The sequence below is a fragment of the Sphingobium fluviale genome, from assembly GCF_004122115.1.
In the GTDB taxonomy this organism is placed as follows: Bacteria; Pseudomonadota; Alphaproteobacteria; order Sphingomonadales; family Sphingomonadaceae; genus Sphingobium; species Sphingobium fluviale.
Window position 1 is genome coordinate 1 of record NZ_SBKP01000023.1, and the last position, 21,902, is coordinate 21,902.

The 21,902-nt window shown below is 64.4% G+C and carries 22 protein-coding genes and 1 pseudogene; 12 read left to right on the top strand and 11 right to left on the bottom strand.

Annotated features, from left to right (window positions below; genetic code table 11):
* Nucleotides 1-3: 3 nt before the first annotated feature.
* The 3 genes from EQG66_RS14510 to EQG66_RS14520 form a co-directional block, all read right to left on the bottom strand.
* Nucleotides 4-570 carry an FMN-dependent NADH-azoreductase gene (locus tag EQG66_RS14510; protein ID WP_129405258.1) on the bottom strand — a complete coding sequence of 189 codons (567 nt, stop codon included), beginning with the start codon at nucleotides 568-570 and terminating at the stop codon, nucleotides 4-6.
* A 110-nt stretch (nucleotides 571-680) separates the two neighbouring features.
* Nucleotides 681-1,628: a LysR family transcriptional regulator gene (locus EQG66_RS14515; protein ID WP_129405259.1), complete on the bottom strand. Its 948-nt coding sequence runs from the start codon at nucleotides 1,626-1,628 to the stop codon at nucleotides 681-683.
* A gap of 79 nt (nucleotides 1,629-1,707) precedes the next feature.
* Nucleotides 1,708-2,316 (bottom strand): TetR/AcrR family transcriptional regulator, encoded by a 609-nt coding sequence (locus tag EQG66_RS14520; protein ID WP_100240038.1) that lies wholly within the window; start codon nucleotides 2,314-2,316, stop codon nucleotides 1,708-1,710.
* A 97-nt stretch (nucleotides 2,317-2,413) separates the two neighbouring features.
* Between EQG66_RS14520 and EQG66_RS14525 the strand changes: the two genes are divergently transcribed.
* The 6 genes from EQG66_RS14525 to EQG66_RS14550 all read left to right on the top strand — a co-directional run bounded on the left by EQG66_RS14525 (nucleotide 2,414) and on the right by EQG66_RS14550 (nucleotide 9,386).
* Complete coding sequence (locus EQG66_RS14525; RefSeq protein ID WP_245988123.1) at nucleotides 2,414-3,853, top strand: efflux transporter outer membrane subunit; 1,440 nt, start codon at nucleotides 2,414-2,416, stop codon at nucleotides 3,851-3,853.
* A gap of 14 nt (nucleotides 3,854-3,867) precedes the next feature.
* The gene (locus EQG66_RS14530) at nucleotides 3,868-5,031 is read left to right on the top strand and encodes an HlyD/EmrA/EmrK family protein (RefSeq protein WP_100240040.1); all 1,164 of its coding nucleotides are present in this window, start codon (nucleotides 3,868-3,870) and stop codon (nucleotides 5,029-5,031) included.
* Nucleotides 5,032-5,050: 19 nt separating this feature from the next.
* Nucleotides 5,051-6,598, top strand: coding sequence for a DHA2 family efflux MFS transporter permease subunit (locus EQG66_RS14535; protein ID WP_100240041.1), 1,548 nt, complete (start codon nucleotides 5,051-5,053; stop codon nucleotides 6,596-6,598).
* A gap of 220 nt (nucleotides 6,599-6,818) precedes the next feature.
* The gene (locus EQG66_RS14540; protein WP_062060982.1) at nucleotides 6,819-7,022 is read left to right on the top strand and encodes a hypothetical protein; all 204 of its coding nucleotides are present in this window, start codon (nucleotides 6,819-6,821) and stop codon (nucleotides 7,020-7,022) included.
* A 157-nt stretch (nucleotides 7,023-7,179) separates the two neighbouring features.
* A complete protein-coding gene (locus EQG66_RS14545) occupies nucleotides 7,180-7,518 on the top strand; it encodes a DUF423 domain-containing protein (RefSeq protein ID WP_062060979.1) in 339 nt (112 codons plus the stop codon).
* A 359-nt stretch (nucleotides 7,519-7,877) separates the two neighbouring features.
* Nucleotides 7,878-9,386 (top strand): FAD-dependent oxidoreductase, encoded by a 1,509-nt coding sequence (locus tag EQG66_RS14550; RefSeq protein ID WP_062060976.1) that lies wholly within the window; start codon nucleotides 7,878-7,880, stop codon nucleotides 9,384-9,386.
* 128 nt (nucleotides 9,387-9,514) lie between these two features.
* Here the strand turns inward: EQG66_RS14550 and EQG66_RS14555 are convergent, their stop codons facing one another.
* The 6 genes from EQG66_RS14555 to EQG66_RS14580 form a co-directional block, all read right to left on the bottom strand.
* Nucleotides 9,515-9,811 carry a type II toxin-antitoxin system RelE/ParE family toxin gene (locus EQG66_RS14555; RefSeq protein WP_062060973.1) on the bottom strand — a complete coding sequence of 99 codons (297 nt, stop codon included), beginning with the start codon at nucleotides 9,809-9,811 and terminating at the stop codon, nucleotides 9,515-9,517.
* A complete protein-coding gene (locus EQG66_RS14560) occupies nucleotides 9,811-10,089 on the bottom strand; it encodes a type II toxin-antitoxin system ParD family antitoxin (protein ID WP_082635046.1) in 279 nt (92 codons plus the stop codon). The genes EQG66_RS14555 and EQG66_RS14560 overlap by 1 nt, the downstream gene beginning before the upstream one ends.
* 62 nt (nucleotides 10,090-10,151) lie before the next feature.
* Nucleotides 10,152-10,844, bottom strand: a complete 693-nt coding sequence (locus tag EQG66_RS14565) for a hypothetical protein (protein WP_062060970.1) — start codon at nucleotides 10,842-10,844, stop codon at nucleotides 10,152-10,154.
* A gap of 85 nt (nucleotides 10,845-10,929) precedes the next feature.
* Nucleotides 10,930-11,259, bottom strand: coding sequence for a hypothetical protein (locus tag EQG66_RS14570; RefSeq protein ID WP_231746347.1), 330 nt, complete (start codon nucleotides 11,257-11,259; stop codon nucleotides 10,930-10,932).
* A gap of 205 nt (nucleotides 11,260-11,464) precedes the next feature.
* Nucleotides 11,465-12,064, bottom strand: a complete 600-nt coding sequence (locus tag EQG66_RS14575; RefSeq protein ID WP_231746346.1) for a thermonuclease family protein — start codon at nucleotides 12,062-12,064, stop codon at nucleotides 11,465-11,467.
* A complete protein-coding gene (locus EQG66_RS14580) occupies nucleotides 12,061-12,945 on the bottom strand; it encodes a DUF7146 domain-containing protein (protein ID WP_231746345.1) in 885 nt (294 codons plus the stop codon). Before EQG66_RS14580 ends, EQG66_RS14575 begins: the two co-directional genes overlap by 4 nt.
* Nucleotides 12,946-13,037: 92 nt before the next feature.
* Here EQG66_RS14580 and EQG66_RS15380 point away from each other — a divergent pair, with 92 nt between their 5' ends.
* Both EQG66_RS15380 and EQG66_RS14590 read left to right on the top strand, forming a co-directional pair.
* The gene (locus EQG66_RS15380) at nucleotides 13,038-13,325 is read left to right on the top strand and encodes a hypothetical protein (protein ID WP_062060967.1); all 288 of its coding nucleotides are present in this window, start codon (nucleotides 13,038-13,040) and stop codon (nucleotides 13,323-13,325) included.
* Between the two features lie 205 nt (nucleotides 13,326-13,530).
* The gene (locus EQG66_RS14590) at nucleotides 13,531-13,953 is read left to right on the top strand and encodes a lytic transglycosylase domain-containing protein (RefSeq protein ID WP_245988124.1); all 423 of its coding nucleotides are present in this window, start codon (nucleotides 13,531-13,533) and stop codon (nucleotides 13,951-13,953) included.
* Between the two features lie 23 nt (nucleotides 13,954-13,976).
* Here EQG66_RS14590 and EQG66_RS14595 read toward each other — a convergent pair whose 3' ends face one another.
* Together EQG66_RS14595 and EQG66_RS14600 are read right to left on the bottom strand one after the other, a co-directional pair.
* Nucleotides 13,977-15,335, bottom strand: coding sequence for a DUF7986 domain-containing protein (locus EQG66_RS14595; RefSeq protein WP_007015766.1), 1,359 nt, complete (start codon nucleotides 15,333-15,335; stop codon nucleotides 13,977-13,979).
* Nucleotides 15,332-15,937 carry a recombinase family protein gene (locus EQG66_RS14600; RefSeq protein ID WP_026109404.1) on the bottom strand — a complete coding sequence of 202 codons (606 nt, stop codon included), beginning with the start codon at nucleotides 15,935-15,937 and terminating at the stop codon, nucleotides 15,332-15,334. Before EQG66_RS14600 ends, EQG66_RS14595 begins: the two co-directional genes overlap by 4 nt.
* 129 nt (nucleotides 15,938-16,066) lie before the next feature.
* Here EQG66_RS14600 and EQG66_RS14605 point away from each other — a divergent pair, with 129 nt between their 5' ends.
* The 4 genes and pseudogenes from EQG66_RS14605 to EQG66_RS14620 all read left to right on the top strand — a co-directional run.
* Nucleotides 16,067-19,018, top strand: coding sequence for a Tn3 family transposase (locus EQG66_RS14605; RefSeq protein ID WP_228168062.1), 2,952 nt, complete (start codon nucleotides 16,067-16,069; stop codon nucleotides 19,016-19,018).
* A gap of 31 nt (nucleotides 19,019-19,049) precedes the next feature.
* The gene (locus EQG66_RS14610) at nucleotides 19,050-19,538 is read left to right on the top strand and encodes an SDR family NAD(P)-dependent oxidoreductase (protein ID WP_281273956.1); all 489 of its coding nucleotides are present in this window, start codon (nucleotides 19,050-19,052) and stop codon (nucleotides 19,536-19,538) included.
* Between the two features lie 432 nt (nucleotides 19,539-19,970).
* Nucleotides 19,971-20,270, top strand: a complete 300-nt coding sequence (locus EQG66_RS14615) for a hypothetical protein (protein WP_129405261.1) — start codon at nucleotides 19,971-19,973, stop codon at nucleotides 20,268-20,270.
* 88 nt (nucleotides 20,271-20,358) lie between these two features.
* Nucleotides 20,359-21,630, top strand: a pseudogene (locus EQG66_RS14620) (transposase); the annotation flags it as partial.
* Nucleotides 21,631-21,902: the final 272 nt, after the last annotated feature.

A 21,902-nucleotide genomic window follows, 5' to 3' on the forward strand; every position in this document is an offset into this window, starting at 1 on the left:
ACTCTAACCCGGTCCCTTCACGACCAGCGGTTTTGCGATCCGTCCCCTTCCGTCCGGTCCGGGGTGGCCACCCCGGACCGGACATCGCATCCTGACCCGAACGGACCACAAAGTCATAAGACAAGCGGTTTCCGGGCCATAGAAGCCGCCGCGCGTGGAGACGATGAACAGCTTCTTGCCCTCCACGAGCCCAACCGACCCGGTCTCGGTATAACGGAAGGTCTTGCCCGCCACCGCAAGGCGATCGATCCAGGCCTTCAACTGGCTGGGGATCGTAAAATTGTACATCGGAGCGCCCACGACGACGGTGTCTGCGGCCAGGAACTCCTCGAGCACCTCGGAGCTAACCGAAAGGTCTTCCTCCAACGGCGCGCTGTGCTGTCCCGGTTCGGCAAACTGCGCCTGGAGATAGGCGGGAGAAAGATGGTGCAGCGGACTGCGTGCCAGGTCGCGATATACGACCGAGACGTCGAACGCTTCGGTCGCGTAGCGCCGGGTCAGCCGAGCGGTGAGCTGTCGGCTGACGGAGTTTCCCGAAGTAATGCTCGAATCGACGTGCAGGAGGCGCATTGATAATTCCCTTATTGCGGCTTCGATGTGTTCTATTGCCCGCATCTTCGTGCCAGTAGTGCGCGCCTGATCGACACAGCGTTGCCGCAGGAGCGACGCTGTCGCCTCCGTCAAAATCCGACGATATGGGTGATGCTGGTGTTTTGCGGGAGCGCCCGGTGGCGAAATCCCGAGCATGCGAACGAGCCGGCAAGGTGATCGATCAGCGCGCGAACCGAGGGAAGCATGCCGCGGCGGGTCGTGAAAAGCAGTTCGATCTTTTGCTCAACACCTTGCCAGGCGGGAAGCATCTGAACCAGCGTGCCACGCCTGAGTTCGGCCACGCACAACGGCTCGGGCAGAAGCGCGATGCCCAGTCCTGCGATCGCGGCGTCCCGCACAGTTTCCGCGTCGGCGCAGACAAGTTTCGGTGTGTGGTCAAAGGATTCCCGTTTCCCGTCCGGCCCAACCAGAGTCCAGCGCCTATGGTCTGGTCCAATGCCCGCAAGGGTCGCAAACCGGCCAAGATGCGCCACTATAGATGGCGCATCACGAGCAATCAGCGCCGGCGCACCCACGAGGCGCGTCGGCGTCGTGCCGAGCGTCCGAACAACCAGGGACTCCTCCGTTCGCGCCCCGGACCCGATACGCAGCGCAAGATCGATTCCGTCATCGATCAGGTTCAGGGGGCCGTCAGCGATCTGCAGGTCGACCCGGACATCGGGATAGGTCTCCATGAAACGGACCAGAGCCTGCGACGCAAAGGATTTGGCGAGGCCCAGAGGCCATGCGACGCGAATGCCACCCGTCACCTTGCCCAGCGAATGGGCGGCGGCCGTGTAGGCTTGGTCGGCATTGGCGAGGATCGCTTCGCTGCGGTGATAAACTTCCAGGCCGATGTCGGTGACCCGAAAACTCCTCGTGGACCGCTCAAGCAGCCTGCATGCCAAGGCGCGTTCCAGTGCTGCGACCCGCTTGCTCAGCCTGGTCTTCGCGATCCCGGTTGCGCGTTCGGCCGGAGCAAACCCGCCATGGCGGACGACATGGGCGAACAGAACGTAGTCGTCGAGTTTCGGCATGACCTAGGCGCACGCGCCGATTTTGAGCGGCACGCGGCAATCGACGCCGGAAAGTGAAAAGGTAGCCAAGGACATCGCGCTACTGCTCGCCTCCCGCGCATCGATAGGCCCGCAGGAAGGCTTCCACGGCAGCGGCCACCGCCTCTTCGGCCACGAACCAGGGCTGAGCTCCATATAAGAGCGGTTCTATGAACCCGGTCTCGAGCAGGCCTTTGAGGTGCGCCGCCGCGACGCGCGGGTCCGCCGGGCGCAGCACGCCCGTTTCCTGTAGGCGTGCGATATACTGGCTCATGGCGTCCCATCCGCCCTCGGCGCCCAGTTGGTAGAGGATGGCGCCCAGCCTGGAGTTTCCCCCTTCGGCAATGGCCGCGCGCAACATCGAGATCGTGTCGGGCGCTGTGAGCATCGCCAGAAGGGCGTTGCCGAAAGTGCGCAGCGCCAGTCCGACATCGGGCTCGGAGACATCGAGCAATGCGATGGTTTTCTCCGCCTGCTCTTCCATGGTCGCCATCATGACGGTGGCGAACAGCTCCTCCTTCGATTTGAAATAGCCGTAGAGCGTGCCCTTCGATCCACCGATCCGCGCGGAAATCATCGCCATGCTCGCATTGGCATAGCCGGTTTCGCGAAAGACTTCGGTCGCGACATCCAGGATCGCGTTGCGACGCGCGTCCGTCCTTACTCTCATCTGCCCTCTCTTTCTCGTACAGACTTGTACGGTTTTGGATTGACACGTGCAAGAGGGTGCACATAAATGACCGTCCTGTATGGTTTAGGGGCGAAACATGGTTCCATCGCATATCGGTGCACGGCACGGGATGACCGCGGGGATGGTCGCCCTTGCGACGGTTCTTGCGCTGAGCGGTTGCGCCACCCTGCCGCAGCCGCGCGACTTGCCACCGATCGCGTCGGTGGAAAACCTCGCCAGTTCCGCCAGCTTTTCAGCGCCTGAAGTCTCCTGGCCTTCGGACCGCTGGTGGGAGGGCTTCGGCGATCCCCAACTGAACACGCTGATTGCCGAGGGTCTGGTGGGTGCGACCGACCTGCGCGTCGCCGAAGCCCGGTTCGCTCGCGCCGAGGCGCTGGTTAGCGAGACGCGCAGCCGCTTGCTGCCGTCGCTAGGCGCGAATGCAGAAGCCGGCGCCACCAAGCAGAGCTACAATTATCTGATACCGGAAGCGTTTTCGCCCAAAGGTTGGCCCGACTACGGGCAGGCTACGCTCCGCCTCGATTGGGAGCTGGACTTCTGGGGACGGAATCGGGCGGCGCTTGCAGCGGCGCGATCCGACGCCAGGGCTGCCGGCGCGGAGGCTGCGGCTACCCGGCTCGCGGTGTCGGCCGGGGTCGCCAGCGCCTATGCCGATCTTGCCGCGCTCTATGCCGAGCACGATGCTGCCGAACACGCGCTCGAAGTGCGCCGCCGCACATTGGACCTGATGCAGGGTCGAAAGGTCGAGGGGCTGGAACATGATGGCGCGGTGGAGCGCGCCCGATCCGCGCTGGCGGCCGCCCAGGGCGATCTGGCCGCGCTGGACGAAGCGCTCACGCTCAACCGGAACCGGATCGCGGTGCTGATCGGGGCCGGTCCCGACCGGGGGCTGGTTATCGCGCGCCCGGCCGCAATGGTTTCCGGTAGCTTCGGCCTGCCGGTCAGCTTGCCTGCCGAACTGATCGGACGGCGTCCCGACATCATCGCGGCGCGGCTGCGGAGCGAAGCCGCCGCGAGCCGTATCAAGGAAGCACGCGCGGCCTTCTATCCCAACGTCAATCTGGCCGGCCTGATCGGCCTGCAAGCCCTCGGCATCGACAACGTGTTCAAATCGGGGTCCGAGTTCGGGACCGCCGGCCCGGCGCTCAGCTTGCCGATCTTCGATGGCGGGCGTTTGCGCAGCCGGCATCGTGCGGCAGAAACCGATTATCAGGCCGCCGTCGCCCAATATGACGGCGCGCTTGTCCAGGCGCTGCGCGAAGTGGCCGACGCCGCGGCCAGCCAGCGTGCGCTCGGCGAGCGGCTCGACCGGGCGGCCCAAGCCGAACGTGCGGCAGCGGCGGCGTGGACGGTGGCCAACAATCGCTATCGCGGCGGCCTTGCCACCTTCCTGGACGTGCTGGTCGCCGAAGACGCGCTCATCACGAGCCGGCGCACGCTCGCCTCCCTGAAAACCCGTGCTTTCGTCCTCGATGTCGCCCTCATCCGCGCGCTCGGCGGCGGCTACCGTTCTTGAAGGAAATCCGAGCCATGTCCGAGCCGACCCTCACCATCGACCATAACGCCCTCGCCGCCGGACCGGACAGTGCCGCGGATGACGCGGCACGCAAGGGCAAGCGCAAGCGGTTGTTCATCGGCCTTGCCGCCACCGTCGCCGTTCTGGGAGGCGGATATTATGCCTATGATGCGCTGATCGCGTCGCGCCACGTCGAAACCGACAACGCCTATGTCGGGGCGAATGTCGCACAGGTGACGCCGCTGATCGGCGGGCCGGTGCGCGACGTGCTGGTGGACGATGCCTTGCCCGTGAAGCGCGGGGACATACTGGTCAGGCTCGACGATACCGATGCGAAGCTTTCCCTGGCGCGGGCGGAGGCCGAACTGGCGCTGACCGAACGGCGTGTGCGCGGCCTTGCCGCCAACGACACCGGCCTCGGCGCGCAGATCGCGGCGCGCGCCGCTGACGAAACGCGCGCTGAAGCACAGCTTGCGGCCGCGAGGGCGGATCTCGACCGAGCGCGGATCGACCTGAGGCGGCGCGAGGCGCTAGCTGCCTCCGGCTCGGTCTCGGGCGAGGAACTCACTATCGCGCGCAACGCCCACAGCACCGCGCTCGCCAATCTCAAGGTCGCCGAGGCGGCCCGCGCCTCGGCAACCGCAAATCGCACCTCCGCAATCGGCAGCCGCGATGCGAACCGGGCGCTGATCGAGAACACCACCAACGCCACCAATCCCGAGGTGCTGGCCGCCCGCGCCGCCCGCGATCAGGCGCGTGTCGATCTGGATCGCACCGTCCTGCGTGCGCCGGTCGATGGGATCATCTCGCGCCGCCAGGTACAGGTCGGCCAGCGGGTGCAGCCCGGCGCCATGTTGATGATCGTGGTGCCGATCCACGCGACCTATGTGGACGCCAATTTCAAGGAAGGGCAGCTCCGGAAGGTCAAGCCCGGCCAGCGGGTCAAACTGACCTCCGATCTTTACGGCGGCAGCGTCCAATATGACGGCACGGTCGTCGGCTTCTCGGGCGGCACGGGCTCGGCGTTCGCGGTGGTGCCTGCGCAGAACGCGACGGGAAACTGGATCAAGGTTGTCCAGCGCCTGCCCGTGCGAATCAGGCTCGATCCCAAGCAGTTGCAGACGCATCCGCTGCGGGTGGGCCTGTCGATGACGGCCGACATCGACGTTTCCAACTGATCGGGCGGAGTTTCCTGCCATGGCCGACGCCGTGACCCGCAATAAAAGCTCTGTCGCCGGGCCATTGACCGGGACGAAACTGATCCTCGCCGCGATCCTGATCGGTATGGGCAATTTCCTGGTCGTGCTCGATACGACCATCGCCAATGTCTCGATCCCCCACATCGCCGGTTCGCTCGGCGTGTCGGTGACGCAGGCGACCTGGGTGATCACATCCTATGCGGTGGCCGAGGCGATCACCGTGCCGCTCAGCGGTTGGCTCGCGCGTCGCTTCGGTGGGCAGCGCGTCTTCATCAGCGCCTATTTGGCCTTCGCGGTGCTGTCGCTCCTTTGCGGCCTGTCGGGCACGCTCGGAATGTTGATCGCGGGGCGCGTGCTGCTCGGGCTCGCCGGCGGCATGATCATTCCCCTGTCGCAGACGCTGCTGCTGCGCATTTTTCCGCCCGAGAAAGCCGCCGTGGCCACGATCATCTGGGCGATGACGACCACCGTCGCCCCGATTGCCGGGCCTATCCTCGGCGGCACTTTGTCCGACAATGTTGGCTGGGAGTGGATCTTCTTCATCAACGTGCCGATCGCGGCCGCCGGGGGCTTGGGTTTGCTGTACCTGTTTCGCGGGCAGATCGAGACAGTCATCAAGGGCCACATCGATATGGTCGGCCTCGCCTTGCTGGTCATCTGGGTCGGCGCACTGCAGATCATGCTCGATGAGGGGCGCAATCACGACTGGTTCGCGGCAACGGAGATTCAGATCCTAGCCGTCATCGCTGCGATCGGCTTCGCCGCCTTCCTGATATGGGAACTCACCGAGAAGCACCCGATCATCAACCTGCGCATATTCAGGCATCGCGGTTTTGTCGCAAGCGCCATGACCTATCCGGTCGCATTCGGCGCCTTCTTCGCCACGGTCGTGCTCATACCCCTCTGGCTCCAGCAGAATATGGGCTACACCGCCACATGGGCGGGTTATGCGATTGCGTTCATTGGCATCTTCGCCGTCCTGACATCGCCCATCATCGGCAAGGCGGCCGAAAAGATCGACCCCCGCCTGATCGTTTCCATCGGCCTCATGGGGCTGGGTCTCATCTCCGTCTACCGCATGGGCTTCACGCCCGACATGACCTTTCTCCAGATGGCATGGCCGATGCTCATGACCGGGCCCTTCCTGATGATGTTCTTCATTCCCATGACGGGGATTTGCATGGCCAGCGTGGACCGGGAGGAGCAGGCGGACGCGGCCGGCATCTCCAATTTCATGCGGACTCTCGGAGGCGCGTTCGCCGCATCGCTTGTCCAGACAGGATGGACAAGCGCGGCGCGGCAGAACCAGACCGAGCTGGTCGGCGCCATGACGCAGGGCCAGGCCACGATCGATGGGATGATGGCGGATGGCATGTCGCACGAAAGGGCGACCGCCATGCTGTCCGGAATGGTCGAGGGCCAGAGTGTGATGCTGGCGACGCTCAACATGTTCGCGGCGATTGCCATGTGCTTCGCATTGGGCGCTGTCCTGATCTGGTTTGCTCCCAAACCCAAGGGACCAATCGACATGAGCGGGGGGCATTGATGCGCGAAATCCGCGTCTTCACCACGCGACGACCAGAATGCCTTGGTGGGATCATGAGCGAAAGGAGAGGACTGCCCATGATCCTGCCGCCTGTCTGCCGGCCATCATCCCCGCCCCCGATGCGGCCTCGCATGCCCCAGCTTGGCCGCGGCCGGCAGACAGGCCCCCTTTGCCGCTCGACGGGCATTCCGATCCGGTCCCCACTTGCTGCGGAGACTCTATGACCGATCCTCATGCCGACCATCTGAGCTACTATGAAACGCGGGCGCATCAGGAGCGCGCAGCAGCCGAGACCGCGGCGACGCCCGAGATCGCCTCGCGCCATCGCTTCCTTGCGGTCGAGTACGAAGCCGAGGTGCGACGAATCCTCAAGGGAAGAGAGGCGCTTCGACGGCAAGAGGATGCCGGGCGGAGCCCGCTGTGAGGAGATCCTGCCTGCAGGCGGTTGGTCGCATTGTTGGCCAGCCTTGGTTGTTCAACGACGGACAAGGTGTCGCAGCGGAAATGCGCGCCGTGACGCTGGCCGCTCGCTGCCGATTCAGCGTGCGGAAACGCGGAGAAAGCGTGGAAGGATGTGCGCAATGATCGGACTAATTGCCGCCCTGTCGGCGACCCTTGCGGTAGCGGCGGGCGCATTTGGCGCTCACGGTGCATCCGGTCCGCAGGAGGCCGAATGGCTGCGAACAGGTGGAATCTATCAGTTGATCCACGCAGTTGCCGCTCTGGCAATCATGGGACGAGCCCCGCGTGCCGCCGCGACCCTGCTCGGAGGCGGGTGCCTGTTTGCAGCCTCCCTCTATCTCATGGCCATCGGCGGACCCCGCTGGCTCGGCGCGGTGACGCCGGTTGGAGGCACGGTGCTGATCATAGGGTGGCTATGGGCAGCGTGGGTGCTCGCACGCAATCCCCTGAACAAATGAGTGCGAATAGCGGGCGCAATCAGCGCTGTGATCTTCTGCCGTGGCGTACATGATCTACCTAATGCGGATCGCGTCCCTCCGCTCGGGGAACATCGTCGACGACCTTCGACCGTTTCCACTGATAAACGGCAATGCCTTTGCCAATGCAGCTAGCACGACAGCGCCTCAAGACGCTGACCAGCACTGTCAATGTCCCCGCGGACATGGCTGCCGAAGTGTAACTGACGATCCCCGTCAAATTCTAAGCGGTGAGCGCTTTGGCAACGCTCACCGGCGCGAAAGATCGCCGACAGGTGTGCCACATGGCACACCCTACGCGGTAGGCAGCGCGCGCAATCGTCCGCCCACAGGAGTTAGACGTGGAAGAGCGAGCTGAAATCGACGTCCTGATTTGTGGAGCCCACGCCGCCGGATTGACGCTGGCGATCGATCTAGCGCGGCGCGGGCTGTCGTTCCGCATCATCGACCAGTTGGATTGTCCGTTCGGCGGCTCGCGCGGCAAAGGCATTCAGCCGCGCACGCAGGAAGTGTTCGAGGATCTCGGCATCATCGACCGGATCGTGGCGGCGGGCGGACTCTATCCTCCGATGCGCAACTACCGCGCCGATGGCAGCTACGCGGAAACGACGGTGTTCGAGGCGCGGCCTGCATCGGCCGACACGCCCTATCTGCTGGCGCTGATGATCCCGCAATTCCTGACCGAAGGGGTGATGCGCGAGCGGCTTGCCGAGCTGGGCCATGAAGTGACGTTCGGCACCGCGCTTGCGGGTTTCGAGCAGGACGACGCCAGCGTCATCGCGCGCCTCAAGCGCGGCGATGACGAAGAGCTGATCCACGCGCGCTACCTGATCGGCGCCGATGGCGGGCGCAGCTTCGTGCGCGGTGCGATCGGCATCGGCTTTCCCGGCAAGACACTGGGGGTGCGCGCGGTCGTCGCCGACGTGCGCTTGAGCGGTCTGACACGCGATGCCTGGCACCAGTTCAACGACGGCGACATGGAACGGCTCGTGGCGATCTGCCCGCTTGCCGGCACCGATCTGTTTCAGGTGCAAGCGCCGATCCCGTTGGAAGGCGAACCGGATCTCTCGGCCGAAGGGCTAGAACAGATGATCGCCGAGCGGACGGGGCGGCGCGATATCGAGCTGCGCTCGGTATCCTGGGCATCGGCCTGTGCGATGAACGCGCGTCTCGCCGATCGCTACCGCGCGGGCCGGATCTTCCTCGTCGGCGACGCCGCGCATATCCATCCGCCGACCGGGGGACAAGGGCTCAACACCAGCATTCAGGACGCCTATAATCTGGGCTGGAAGCTCGCCGCGGTCCTCGCCGGCGCGCCTGACGCGCTGCTCGATACCTATGAAGAGGAACGGCGTGCGGTCGCGGCCGACGTGCTGGGCCTGTCGACCCGCCTACTCGAAGGGCACCACCAGCAGGGCGGCGGCCTACGCGGACGCGACACGCACCAGCTCGATATCGGCTATGCGGGATCGGCGCTGTCGCACGATGCCGGTGCCCGAACGACAGGGCCGCTGGCGGGCGACCGGATGCCCGACGCGGCGTTGATCGGGGCGGCGGGACAGCCGCGCCGCCTGTTCGACGTGCTGACCGGGCCGCACTGGACGCTGCTCGTTTCCGAACCCGGCTATAGCCCCGCCGCGCCGCCGCGCGAAGGCGTGCGCGTGGTGACGATTGGCGACGGCGCGGAATTGCGCGATCCATCGGACCAGCTCGGTCTGGCCAGCGGCGGCGCGGTCCTCGTGCGGCCTGACGGCTATGTCGGCGCGACCTTCGATGTCGCTTGCCCCGACCGGATCGGGGACTATCTCGCGCGGGTTCTGCCGCCCGCGAACGTCTCGGGAAGTCATTAGCTCGCGGATGTGACGGGGCGGATAAACAGGATCGCGCCGCCCTGATCGCCGCATGCGCTGATGATGCCTTCAACCGCCATGTCATCGATATCGATTGTCACCGGCGCGCTCCCTCACATATGGCCGGGTCAGGCCAGCCCTAGCGCGCGATCATAATCCTGGCCGGGACCGATGATGCGATGGACGAAGATCCGATCGGGCTGCACCGAATAGAGGATGCCATAGCCTTTATAGGACCGGCGGCGGATGCCGTGATGCTCGTAACGCGGCACCAGCGGGAAGGCCCGTGGCATCCCGCCGATACGGGCGGCCGCTTCGCGCACCTCCGCGATGAAGGTCACGGATCGCGCGGGATTATCCTCGGCGATCCGCGTCCTGATCCCCTCCAGGTCGCGAACGGCTCGCGACGACAGCCGCACCAGCATCAGTGCTGCTTGCGATCGGCGGTATCGCGGAGGTTGGCAATGATCGCATCGCAGGCTTCATCGAGATCGTGCCCGCCACCGGCCTCCATCTCCTTCAGGCCCTCTTCGATCGAGGCATCAAGCTCCTTCAGCCAGCGTTCCTCGTCGACGACTTCGCTTTGATCGCGCCGGATCAGGTCGCGCACATAGTCGCTGACGCTGGCATAGTGGCCGCTGTCGATGCGCGACTGCACATAGTCGCGCATGGGATCGGGAAGAGAGACATTCATCGACGCCATAAAATCACCTCGCCAAATATAATGGCAAAAACTGCCATCGGTTTCAAGGCAGGCGCCGCACGCTATGCCTCGCCGACCTCATCCGGCCAGGTGAAAGTGACTTCCAGATCGCGGCCGAAGTGTATCGCCTCCGTCACGCGCTGCGAATTCTGGATGACACGATCCCAGAGCGCGCCGTGCTGGAGGCTGGGCGTCGGGATCATGAAATAGCCCATCAGCACGACCGACGCGGCATCGATCTGCTGGGTGCCGGTGACGATGAGAAACATCGGCATCGCGAAGCCGAGCGCCGTTTCAGTGTCGGCGACCTCGATCAGCGTGCCTTGGGGCATGCGTGGCGCGAAGACGACCGCCGGGAGGGGGTGACGCAGGCAAAGCCGGCCAAGACGCTCCACGGGGCTCTTGTAGGCGCATGTCGGCACGATCGCGAGGGGCGCGCAGTCGATGGCGGCGGCGCTGGGCGAGCGGCCCGTGTCGCGGTCCTCCAGATAGATGCTGCCCTGGATGTTTTCCTCGTCGCGCGCATAGGCATGGGCTTCGGCGGCGACCGCGTTCAGCACCGCGCGCGCCTCGGCCTCGGTGAGCGAGGGGACCGGGAACGCCTGCCACAGATCCTCGGCATAGTCCTGCTCCAGCAGGATCGCGCCCTCGCTCTCCAGCACGAGCCGGTTGGCTTCCGGCACGCCGATTGTCTCGGCCGTGCGCCAGAACATTTCCGCGGCGAGATTGTGGATCATGGATGGGTCGAAAGTCATGGGACGGGCTCGCCTGAAGGACGGAAAGGACGCGGAAAGGATGATGGGGCGCGCGGCTCGCGGGGTGCAACGGGTTTCGGACCGCTCACAGCCATTGGCCCTGCAGGACGCCGGCGAACTCGATTCCTAGCGTGACGGCGCCGGCGACCAGCGCGGCGATGAGGAACAGCGCGAGCCGTGCGGCGATGCCGTAGCGCGGCCCGCTGTCGCGGGTGACGGCGATGGCGGTGCCGATCGCGGCGGCGAGGATCAGCCCCGGCCCCAGCTCGTAGAGGATGAGGCCGGGAAGCCGATTGGGCAGCAGATAGGGAAAATTGCGGATGAGGCGGCCGATCGGCACCGCGCCGATCACGAGCGCGAGCGCCATGCCCCAGCGGCCGACGCGGATCGCTTGGGGAGAGCCGCGCTCGATCATATGCGTGCCGGACCCGGCACGCCGCGCCCGCCCGGATGGGCGGAAACCCGTGCGCGGGGTTCCGTGGAGCGCCGCCAGAGCGGCGCGCCGTAGAGCGCGGGCCGAAGGCAGGCCCGGACCCCTTGTGGCCTTTCTGGGTGCCTTCCTGGCGCTTCTGACGCCGTTTCCGGCCCTATCTTGGCTATCCCGGTTACACCTTGCCCGATCATCGCGCGATGGTGCCTGTGCTGCATCCCTTGGGCACCTGTGCCCTGCGCACCGCCAACTGGCGCATCGCTTCATAGTCGACGCCCCATAGTCCCGCCCGCTTCGCCGCTGCCTGCTGCATCAGCGCGACATAGGCTCCCCCTGAGAACACCCGGTAATCGACGGCATAGCCCTGAGCCACCAGCGTTGCCCCGACACTGGCCCGGTTCGCGGGAAAGCGGCACGCCAGATTGAGACGGCCCGAACTTTTCGCATCGGTGCGGCACTGGTTCTCCCGGCGCAGCGCATAGTCGAACATCGACACCGAACAGTCCAACCCGCCATCGCGGTTCGTCAGATCGCGCAAGGCCTGGCTCGCCATCGCCTTGAGCTGCGGCACATCGTCATCGGGCGCATCGATCCCGATAATCCGCACCCTTGCTGTGGGAAAATCGATCGTATCGCCGTCAATGATCGCCGGAGACGATGATGCCAGCCGGGTCCGCGAGGCTTCGACCAGCGATTCCCTATTTTGCGAAATCGCATAGAGCGCGACGACGACGAAGCTGATCCCCATCGTCCACCGCTGGAACGCCGTCGCGCCGGGAAACAGCTTCATAGCGACCGGATCTCGCGCAACAGGTCGTTCCAGTCGCCGGCATGGGGCGGCGGCTTGACCGCGAGCTGGCGGCCATTGGCCGTCAGGTGCGGGGTAGCGCGCGCGATCGCGCGCGCCGCCTCGCGCCCATGCTGGCTGTAGATAACGACGGTATGGACGCTCTCGGGGATCGTGATCGCCTGATAGCGCTCGATCCCCAGCACCGGCCAGACGAAGCGGCCCGGGCCGAGCATGTTCATGACGCTGGCGGCGTCCTCGACGCCTTCGGCGAGGCGCAGGATGCCGTCGAGCGGGATGCCGCCCCAGCGCACCGCGCCCGCGCCGGGATTGCCGAGCATCCGCTTGGGCTCCTCGACCGCCGCCTTGTCGCGGCCATCGGGGGTGAGGAAGGTGCGGTGGATGGCGACGACGCCGGCGTCTTCCTCGATCGGCACGATCAGCGCCGGGGCGAACGCCTTGGCGGCGCCGGCGCCGAGCTGGCAGCGCGGATCGAACCGCGCGTTGATGCCATCGGGGATGATGAGCCGCGTCTCGCGCAGATAGCGGTCGGCGAGCGTGCCGGTGAAGGGTTCGGCGTGCCGCCACACGGCGAGGGCGAGCTTGTTCAAGTCCCCCTTCCCCTCCTGGCGCTGGCCGGGATCGTGATCGGGGCTTGCGAGGATCTTGCCCGAGCGCAGCGCCGCCATGATCGCATCGGCGGTGCAGCCCGCGAAGCAATGGAAGAGGACCGCGCGCTCGCCGACGCGGATCGACAGGCTGGCCTTGCCGTCGGCATGCGCGGGACAGCGGCACATCGCGAAGTCGCCGGTCCATTTGCCGCCGAGCTGACGGACCACGCGGTCCGCGTCCGCCTCGATCGACGCCCTTTCTTGTCGCGCCATATCTGGATACCTCCTTTGAAGGACGCATAGGCTAGTGCGCGGCAAGAAAGAGCACCAGCGAAAAGCTATGAAATCACTTATGCAGGGGCGGCATGGAATTAGAGCTTATCTTGGAACGCGAACTGACCTCGATGCGGCCCCTGGGGGGCACGATTACCGATGTCCATGTTCACCAGCATGATACGGGCAAGTGGCTCATCAATGTTCGCGTGAGCTGGCGCGGCACGTCGATGTATCATGTCGGCCTCTACGACAAAAAGCGTATCCGATTGTATAAAAAGGCAGCTTCCGCGATCCGCCATATCATATTGGGATATGGCTATGACGGCGTGATCCATGTCCACCCTTATCCCGGTTCGAGGGACGAAGCGGCATTTTAGTGGGGCAGGACGAAACCTCCAATATGAACCTTTGTCGGATTCTGGGTAGGCAAACAACCTGGAGCAATTTAGCCTGATTTCACCAGTGGAGTGAAAACATGGCAAATCGCTTGTTTGCATCCCGCGCGGCAACCGTTTCCTTTGCACGCGCGAGCGCCCCGGCACAGCCGGGCCGGCGCGGCGCTGCACGGGCACTGGAAGCGCAATGACACTCCCCGCCGCGGTCATCATGGGGCTCGCGGCGCAATGCGCGCCGGATGTCGCGCCCGCCACGATCGCGGCGATCGTCCAGACCGAAAGCCAGGGCTTCGAATGGGCTATCAACGTCAACGGCCTCGGCCGCAAGATCGTGCCGACGAGCCTTGAAAACGCGATCGAGACCGCGCGCCATTATGTGGGCCAGGGCTATTCGGTCGATCTGGGCCTCGGCCAGATCAATTCGCGCAACATGAAGCGGCTCGGCCTCTCTTGGGAAACTGTGTTCGACCCATGCACGAACATCGCGGCTGCCGGCGGGGTGCTGTCGGGCAACTATCATAGCGTGCGCGCGGGGCTGCATCCCCAGCGCGCGCTGCGCATCGCGCTCTCCATGGCCTCTGTGCATTGTAGGGACACGGATTCACGGTAGGCATCGACGTCAGGGGTAGCGAACTATTTGCGCAGGTTCTCGATGCCAAGTTCGCGCCATATCCAAGTGAAGTCGTAGGTGGCCATCGGGTCGTTCGCGTCGAGTTGGCTGCTGCTGCGGTTTTCGAGATGCTTGAGCCACCCGGCTACTCGGTGCCGGCCTGCGGCAGTTTGAACGGCTGCGCGCGGGGTGATGTCGCCGAGCATGCCGACGGGTTCATCGAGCGTCGCGCGGTACTGACGGTCGAGCATGGCATGGATGAGCGGGGTTGCAACCTCTGGCGCAATGGCGGGTGCCGGTTCGGATGATGTCAGCCCCTCGGCCCGCGCCGCCATGGCCTGTTCGACCGTCTCAATCGTGGTCAGCGGCGAGCCGACCAACCCGGCGAGCGCATCGTTGATAAGCGCGGTGCCGCGTTTCGCTCGCTCGGCCGAGGTGACGGCGAGCATCAGGGCGCGGCCTTTCAATTCGACATTGCCGAGCACCGGGGTGCCGTCCGCCATCGTCACACCCCACGCCATGCGCCCGGTGCTTTTCGCTTTTCCGTTCGGTTTCTCGCCCAGCCAGTTCCAAAAGTGCGTGGTTTCCCGCTGAAGCGCAGGGACAGTATCAAGCCGCTCGCCGACCAGCGCCTGGGTCACGCCGCGTGCGAAGGGAAAGCGCACGCGGTGGAACATCACCTCCTCGCCATCAATGTTGTGCAGCGTGGGGATGGGCGCCGGTCCCATGGTCTTGGGAACGACATCGAACAGCCATGCCGTGCTGATGAGGGCCGGAAGTGCAGCCAGATCGTCGGCGTCTAGGTTCAACGCGGTGCGCGGGCTGCGCTTGCCCTTCGAGCGCCGTAGATCGGCGACGAGCGCCTCGGCCGCCTCCATCGTGAACGACAGCACGCCGCCCGACAGGAGGTGCTTGCCTCCGACCTGCACGACGCGGGCACCGATCCTGTCCCATTGCTTCAGCGTCTGCGAGGCGCTGCGCTCGGATACTCGAAGCGGCTCGCCGCCCCGGATCAGGTCGCGCACGAGGAAGCCGCTGCCGGGCTCGACCTCGCTGACCTCGTGGAGGCTCATCACTGACGATCGAAGGGCACGCAGGTAGATTTTGGTCGGGCCGCTCTCATTCCAGCCCCGGCGCCGAATATAGTCATCGACGATGTTCCGGTCGGGTTGGATGGTGCGCGTCAGCAGATCCTCGAACGCGCATCCCCACAACACGCCGGCCCAATGATCGCCGACGATGTCCGCCAGCTCGTCCGCTTCGAAGTCGAACTCCTCCATCGCCAGCCCGAGATGATCGCCGAGCGCCTCGCCCAGATGCTCGCCCCAGGCCGGCGAGGTGGCGAACTTCATGACGCCGGACAGATCGTGACCACGCTTCATGCCTGTTCCCTCTGCTGCTGACTGAATTGCTGGCGGTGCGCGGCGACGATGCGCGAGACGGTGGGTTCACTGACGCCGTAGAGCCGCGCCATCTCGGCACCGGACTTGCGGCCGGACGTGACGGACTCGGCGATTTCGCGGCGCTGCTTGTCGCCGAGCTTGGGCCGACGCCCGCCGATCCGTCCTTCTGCGCGAGCCTGGGCAAGGCCGGCGCTGGTACGCTCGCGGATCATGGCCCGCTCGAACTCGGCGAAGCTTCCCACCATCTGCATCATCATCCGCCCTGCCGCGGTGGTGGTGTCGATCGCCTCGGTCAGTGAGCGGAAGCCCGCGCCTGCCAGCTCGATCCGCTCCATGATGTGCAGCATATCCTTTAGGCTGCGCGACAGCCGGTCAAGCTTCCAGACGACGACGACGTCTCCGTCGCGCAACTGGCCGATCATCTCCAGAAGCTTGGGTCGGTCCCACCGCCCACCGCTGGCGGTCTCCTCGAACACCCGCTTGCAGCCGGCCGCATCGAGCGCGCGCCGCTGCGCGGCGTTCGACTGGTCGTCGCCCTTCGACACGCGGGCATAACCGATCAGATAGGGTTCGCGCGTCATCTGCGTCTCTTTCACAAACGGCCGTATCTGGAGGCGGAAACAGCATGCACCAATTTCCGCAGCCTTGGGTCTTTCACAATCCTCTTTCACTAAGCCAACAAAAGGCAAGAGGTTTTTGGAGGATGAAACATGCCCGCACGTATTCCGATGACCCAGCGGCAGCGCGCCGCGTTGCTTGCTTTGCCCGACAGCGAGGCGGCGGTGGTGCGACATCATGGCCTCGATGCCGAGGACCTTGCTGCGATCGGCTTCGCACGCACTCCGGCGACCCGCTTGAGCTATGCCCTGCAACTCTGCTGCCTGCGCTATCCGGGGCGACATCTGCGCACAGGCGAGCTGTTGCCTGCAATCATGCTCGACCACATCGCCGAACAGGTCGGAGTGGATGCAGGCGTCGTCGCCGACTTCGCGCGGCGAGCGCCGACCCGCTACGATCAGCTTGCCGCCATCAAGGCGCGCTTCGGATTCACCGATCTGAGCCGGCCAGCGCGCGGCATCATGATGACTTGGCTGGAAACCGAAGCCATGGCTATCGTGGACGGGCGCATTTTGCTTGATCGATTGCTGGACGAGCTGCGCACGCGACGCATCGTCATCCCTGGCATCAGCGTCGTTGAGCGGATGGCGGCCGAGGCGATGCTTCGGACGGAAACCGATCTGGTCGCCGCGGTCGATGCTAAACTCGATGCGGATATGCGTCAGCGTCTCGATATGCTGATCGATGAGAAGGTACATGACCGGCAGAGCCGCTTGTCCTGGCTGCGCGAACCAGAGCCCCGCGTCGCGTCAGCCTCGCTTGCCGAAATCCTCGAGAAGGTCGCGATAATCCATAGGACCGGTATTTCCAGCATTCCGGTCGATCCCCTGCACGAGCCCCGCCTGACGCAGTTCGCCCGCGAAGGCGTGCGATATACAGCCCAGGCTTTCCAACAGATGCGCGTCTCCCGCAGGCGGGTCATCCTGCTTGCAACGCTGCGCGAGATGGAGGCCACGCTTACCGACGCGGCGATCGCCATGTTCAGCGCCTTGATGGGACGCGCTCACCTTCGTGCTCGCAAACGCCTGGAGCAGAGGGTCGCGATTTCGGGACGCGAAGGCCGCGATCGGCTGATGCGGATCGCCACTGTGCTGGAAACAGTTAGCCAGGCAGCACGCGCCGGCGGAGATATCGGTGCGGCCCTCAGGGATATCGTGCCTCTCGACATGCTCGATGCTGATGCCGCAATCATCCGTCGTACCGCGGCACCTCACAGGGACGATGTGCTGAGCGAGATCGCAGCCGAATACCGGACCTTCAAGCGAACAGGGCCTCTATTCCTGCAAGCGCTCGATTTCCACGGTCGGGCCGGCACCGCGGCATTGCGCGACGCGATGGCGATCCTGTCGAATCTTGATGGCGACTGGCGCAAGCCCCTCCCTGCCGACGTTCCGCTCGGTCATGTCGAGCGGCGCTGGCACCGCCATGTCGTGGTCGCCGGCAAGATCGACCGGACGCACTGGGAGATGGCGACTTACGGCGCGCTCACCAATGCACTGGCCTCGGGTGATATCTGGGTGCCGAGGTCAAGGCTGCACAGGTCGCTGGACGTGCTGCTCGCGCCGTTATCCGGCGCAGCGCTGCAACCGCCGTTCTCGCTCGGTAATCCACACGCATGGCTCGATCAGCGCGCCGCGCAGCTCGACAGCGCCTTGCGCGACGTCGCCCACAATCTGGCCGGACGCGATGCTGCCCTGTTCGCTGGCGAGCGATTGCGATTTCCCAAGGAACTGAAGGACGATGATGCCAGGCACGACGAAGGACGGCGCCTGACGCTTGCCTGCTACGACATGCTGCCTGCCACGCGTATCACCGACGTGTTGTCGCAAGTCGAACGCTGGACCGGCTTCACCCGGCACTTCGGGCACGTCTCGACCGGGTTGCCGCCTGGCGATGAGCAGGCCTTCCTCGCCACTCTGATTGCCGAAGCGACCAATCTTGGGCTGTCGCGCATGGCCGAGGTATGCGGCGCAGGGTCACGCCGCGCGCTGCTGCGCATGCAGACATGGCACATGCGCGAGGAAACCTTTCGGGCGGCGCTCGCCTGTCTGACCGACGCCATCCACGCCGAGCCGATCGCCGCCTGGTTTGGGCAAGGACACCGGGCTTCCGCGGATGGCCAGGCCTTCTACCTGGGCGGGCCGGGCGAAGCCGGCGGAGCGGTCAACGCCCATTATGGTCGCGACCCAGTGGTCAAGATCTACACCACCATCACCGACCGCTACGCGCCGCTGCACCAGACGGTGATCGCCGGCACGGCAGGAGAAGCCATCCATGCGCTCGATGGGCTCCTCGGCCATGACAGCAACGCCGATCTGACCGCGCTGCACGTCGATGGAGGCGGCGTTTCCGACATCGTATTCGCGACGATGCATCTCCTCGGGCTCGATTTCGAGCCGCGCATTCCTCGCCTGTCCGACCGGCGCCTCTACGCTTTCGAACCCTCGAAGCGCTATGGCAGGCTTGCGCCACTGTTCGGTCACAGGCTCAACCGGGACCTGATCGTCAGCCACTGGCCCGATATTGAACGTGTCATTGGCGCGATCCGTCACCGCACCGTCACGCCATCGTTGATCCTGAAGAAGCTGTCCGCCTACCGCCAGCAGAACAGCCTCGCTGCGGCGCTGCGGGAGATCGGGCGGATCGAGCGCACGCTGTTCACGCTCCGCTGGTTCGAGGATCCGGCTCTGCGCCGTACCGTCACTGCCGAGTTGAACAAGGGCGAGGCCCGCAACAGCCTTGCCCGGGCGGTCGCCTTCCATCGGCTCGGCCGTTTTCGCGACCGTGGCCTGGAGAACCAGCAGACCCGAGCGGCCGCGCTCAACCTCGTCACCGCAGCGATTATCCTGTTCAACTGTCGCTATCTGGGGCGCGCCGTCGACGAAATGCGTCGTCGAGGAAGCCCCATCGATCCAGCTATGCTGTCCCGGCTCTCGCCGTTGGGTTGGGATCGCATCAATCTCACCGGCGATTATGTCTGGTCCGATCACCTCGATCTCGACGCCAACGGCCTCATGCCGCTGCTCATCAAACCGCTACCGTGAATCCGTGTCCTGATAATGCACAGGGGCCATCATCGTCAACAATGCCGGCATCGTTCCGCATGAGGCGCTCGCCGATGTGACGGTGGCGGATTGGCGCAGGACAATGGCAATCAACGTGGAAAGCGTGATGTTGATGTGCCGGTCGTTCTTCCCCTCGATGGCTGAGCGCAAATATGGTCGCGTCGTCAACCTATCGTCGGATCAGCTTGGCCTGACGCTGGGCGGTTTTGCGACATATATGGCCACGAAGGCGGCGATCATCGGCCTGACGCGTGCGCTGGCGAACGAATTTGGCGAGCAGGGGATCACGGTCAATTGCATCGCTCCCGGCCTGACCAAGACCGCGAGGACCGAGATTTACGGTCCCCTGTTCGATGAGTTGGCCAAGACTCAAGCCATCAAGCGCCATGAGGTGCCGGAGGATCTTGTCGGCGCTATGTCGTTCCTGACTTCGGACGATTCGTCATTCATCACGGGTCAAACGTTGATCGTTGACGGTGGTTTGATGAACGCTATTTAGCGCGGCGTTTGATATATGACCCACAGGATCGCGTCATGAAGCTTCTCGCCGAGGAGCGTTGGGCAGGCCGGACCGGTCGCCCGGACTAAGTGGCGCGACGCTGTCCGAGGGACCTCTGGCGCAACCGCAAGCGGGTGGCCGATTTTGGCACAGCGCGTCGATGCTCGTCGGTCACCCTTCGACGGCGTGGCTTCCTCCTCGCGCCTGCGCTGGGCCCAAATCGACTCCGTCTCGGTGGGTCAGATATACGGCGCGCTGCTCCAAGCAGACCCCACATCAAAATCGGGAAAACTAGTGAAGGCCGGGGCAGTACCCTTGTTCCCCTTGTACGTTCACCACCTATGTGGGTTCAGCGTAGGGAAGGAACGGTGTACTGACATAGGGCTTTTCAGGAAGCGGTGCGTGTTGGCGCCTTGCGTGTGAGGGCTGAAGATGCTGGCTGGGTGCCATGACTATGGAGCAGGAGAGATACCGTCGCCGTTGGTTGGTTTCGGAGAAGATGAACTGCTCAATGTCATCGAGGCCGCGTGGCGCGTCCTGAAGACCCTGCGCCCCAGATATAGCTGCCGCGCGTGCGACAAGATTGTCCAGGTGCCCGCGCTGCCCAAGCCGATTGCGCGCGGCAAGCTCAGCTTCCCGGCGCTCGCCCATATCGTGATGGCAAAGTGGGGATATCATCTTCCCATCTGCCGTCAGGAGCGTAAGCGGATTTTATCCCCCACATTTTACTAATAGAATCAGCTGCTAAGTTACGCCGTGGGGTTGTTGAAAAAGTGGCGCCGTTCTGATTCACTGTGTCGAGGCAGTGGGAGGTGGCATCATGCTTGGCTGCAAGGAGCGGGGTCAGCTTGAGCTTTTCATTACGGGATCACTTCGTCAGCTGATCCCGGACGATCATGTTCTGGCGCGGGTGGACCGGGTTCTCGATCTGAGATGGCTGCGCGACGAGGTCAGCGACCTTTACTGCGCTGACAATGGCCGTCCCGGTATCGATCCCGAGGTTGCGGTCCGGCTGATGCTCGCCGGGTTCCTGCTTGGTATCGTGTATGACCGCCGGCTGATGCGCGAGGCGCAGGTGAACCTGGCGATCCGCTGGTTTTGCGGTTTCGCGCTACATGAGCCGTTGCCGGATCATTCTTCGCTGACGCGCATTCGTCAACGCTGGGGAGCAGAGCGTTTCCGCCGTATTTTCGAGCGGACGGTGCAGGCTTGTATTGCCGCGAAGATTGCAACCGGCGAAGTCGTCCATATTGATGCCTCGCTGATCCGTGCCCATGTCAGCTGGGACTCGCTGGCTGTTCGCCATGTCGAGGCGGTCACCGAGGCGAACGACGAAACGCTTTTCGACAATCGCAAGAAGGGCAGGTCAAAGAAGGTTTGTGTCACCGATCCCGACGCGACCATGGCGACCAACGGCCGCAACCGCCGACTTGAACCGGCCTACAAACAGCACACCGCCGTGGACGATGTCGCCGGCGTCATCGTCGATGTCGAGGTTGCGACCGGTGAGGAGAACGAGGGTATGGCTGTGGTCGCACGGCTCGATGCCATCACCGCGACGACCGGCGCGGCGATGGCGGTTGCCACAATGGATGCCGGTTATGCCTATGCCAAAGTCTTCCGCGCGCTTGAAGATCGCGAGATCGAAGGCGTGGTTCCGGCCAAGGCCGAACCGCCGCCGGGCAAGGTCATTCCCACCCGTCGCTTCAAGTTCGATGCGCGCCACAACATCGCTCGCTGCCCTAGAGGCAAGATCCTGCACCCTAGGGGCAAGCTTCAGCGCGGAGCGTTTCAGCATTTTCATGCCAATGCCAAAGATTGCGCGGCATGCCCGCTCAAGGCGCGCTGCGTCAGCCCGTCGCGTTATGGCCGCGTGGTCGTGTTCAATGTCAATCACCCATCATTGCTACGGGCGCGGCGTAAACGGCTGCGGTGGGGTGAGCGAGAAGAACGGTTCTATCAGCGTCACCGTTGGCGGGTCGAAGGCGTCCATGGCGAAGCCAAAACCTGGCATGGTCTTGCGCGTGCCGTCCGGCGCGGTCTCGATAACATGCGCATCCAGGCATTCCTCACCGCCGCCCTGATTGCGCTGATTTACGTGGTTTTGAACACCCATACGCGCCGGAAACAGTTGCACAGCTTCGGTATCGTTTGATCGTGCGCCCCAGTCGCAAAACTCGTGGCATTGGCAGGCCATCCGTCGCAGATCGACGATAATGGGACTTTTTCAACAACCCCGCCGTTCATTTGGGGAGGTGTAATTAGCGATGGACGAGGAAGCTGCATTCGAAAGTGGATGCGAAGTTAGCGATGCTGTTCGGCCTGAGCCGATGGACGTCGTTCCGGAATCGGTGACGCGGCGGC

Bases quoted from the DNA above. Each gene is read 5' to 3' on its own strand.
- EQG66_RS14590 (WP_245988124.1), top strand. From the start codon at position 13,531: ATGACACTCCCCGCCGCGGTCATCATGGGGCTCGCGGCGCAATGCGCG.
- EQG66_RS14540 (WP_062060982.1), top strand. From the start codon at position 6,819: ATGACCGATCCTCATGCCGACCATCTGAGCTACTATGAAACGCGGGCG.
- EQG66_RS14570 (WP_231746347.1), bottom strand. From the start codon at position 11,259: ATGATCGAGCGCGGCTCTCCCCAAGCGATCCGCGTCGGCCGCTGGGGC.
- EQG66_RS14535 (WP_100240041.1), top strand. From the start codon at position 5,051: ATGGCCGACGCCGTGACCCGCAATAAAAGCTCTGTCGCCGGGCCATTG.
- EQG66_RS14515 (WP_129405259.1), bottom strand. From the start codon at position 1,628: ATGCCGAAACTCGACGACTACGTTCTGTTCGCCCATGTCGTCCGCCAT.
- EQG66_RS14605 (WP_228168062.1), top strand. From the start codon at position 16,067: ATGCCCGCACGTATTCCGATGACCCAGCGGCAGCGCGCCGCGTTGCTT.
- EQG66_RS14595 (WP_007015766.1), bottom strand. From the start codon at position 15,335: ATGAAGCGTGGTCACGATCTGTCCGGCGTCATGAAGTTCGCCACCTCG.
- EQG66_RS14530 (WP_100240040.1), top strand. From the start codon at position 3,868: ATGTCCGAGCCGACCCTCACCATCGACCATAACGCCCTCGCCGCCGGA.
- EQG66_RS14560 (WP_082635046.1), bottom strand. From the start codon at position 10,089: ATGGCGTCGATGAATGTCTCTCTTCCCGATCCCATGCGCGACTATGTG.
- EQG66_RS14575 (WP_231746346.1), bottom strand. From the start codon at position 12,064: ATGAAGCTGTTTCCCGGCGCGACGGCGTTCCAGCGGTGGACGATGGGG.
- EQG66_RS14555 (WP_062060973.1), bottom strand. From the start codon at position 9,811: ATGCTGGTGCGGCTGTCGTCGCGAGCCGTTCGCGACCTGGAGGGGATC.
- EQG66_RS14580 (WP_231746345.1), bottom strand. From the start codon at position 12,945: ATGGCGCGACAAGAAAGGGCGTCGATCGAGGCGGACGCGGACCGCGTG.
- EQG66_RS14600 (WP_026109404.1), bottom strand. From the start codon at position 15,937: ATGACGCGCGAACCCTATCTGATCGGTTATGCCCGCGTGTCGAAGGGC.
- EQG66_RS14510 (WP_129405258.1), bottom strand. From the start codon at position 570: ATGCGCCTCCTGCACGTCGATTCGAGCATTACTTCGGGAAACTCCGTC.
- EQG66_RS14545 (WP_062060979.1), top strand. From the start codon at position 7,180: ATGATCGGACTAATTGCCGCCCTGTCGGCGACCCTTGCGGTAGCGGCG.
- EQG66_RS14615 (WP_129405261.1), top strand. From the start codon at position 19,971: ATGCTGGCTGGGTGCCATGACTATGGAGCAGGAGAGATACCGTCGCCG.
- EQG66_RS14565 (WP_062060970.1), bottom strand. From the start codon at position 10,844: ATGACTTTCGACCCATCCATGATCCACAATCTCGCCGCGGAAATGTTC.
- EQG66_RS14525 (WP_245988123.1), top strand. From the start codon at position 2,414: ATGGTTCCATCGCATATCGGTGCACGGCACGGGATGACCGCGGGGATG.
- EQG66_RS15380 (WP_062060967.1), top strand. From the start codon at position 13,038: ATGGAATTAGAGCTTATCTTGGAACGCGAACTGACCTCGATGCGGCCC.
- EQG66_RS14520 (WP_100240038.1), bottom strand. From the start codon at position 2,316: ATGAGAGTAAGGACGGACGCGCGTCGCAACGCGATCCTGGATGTCGCG.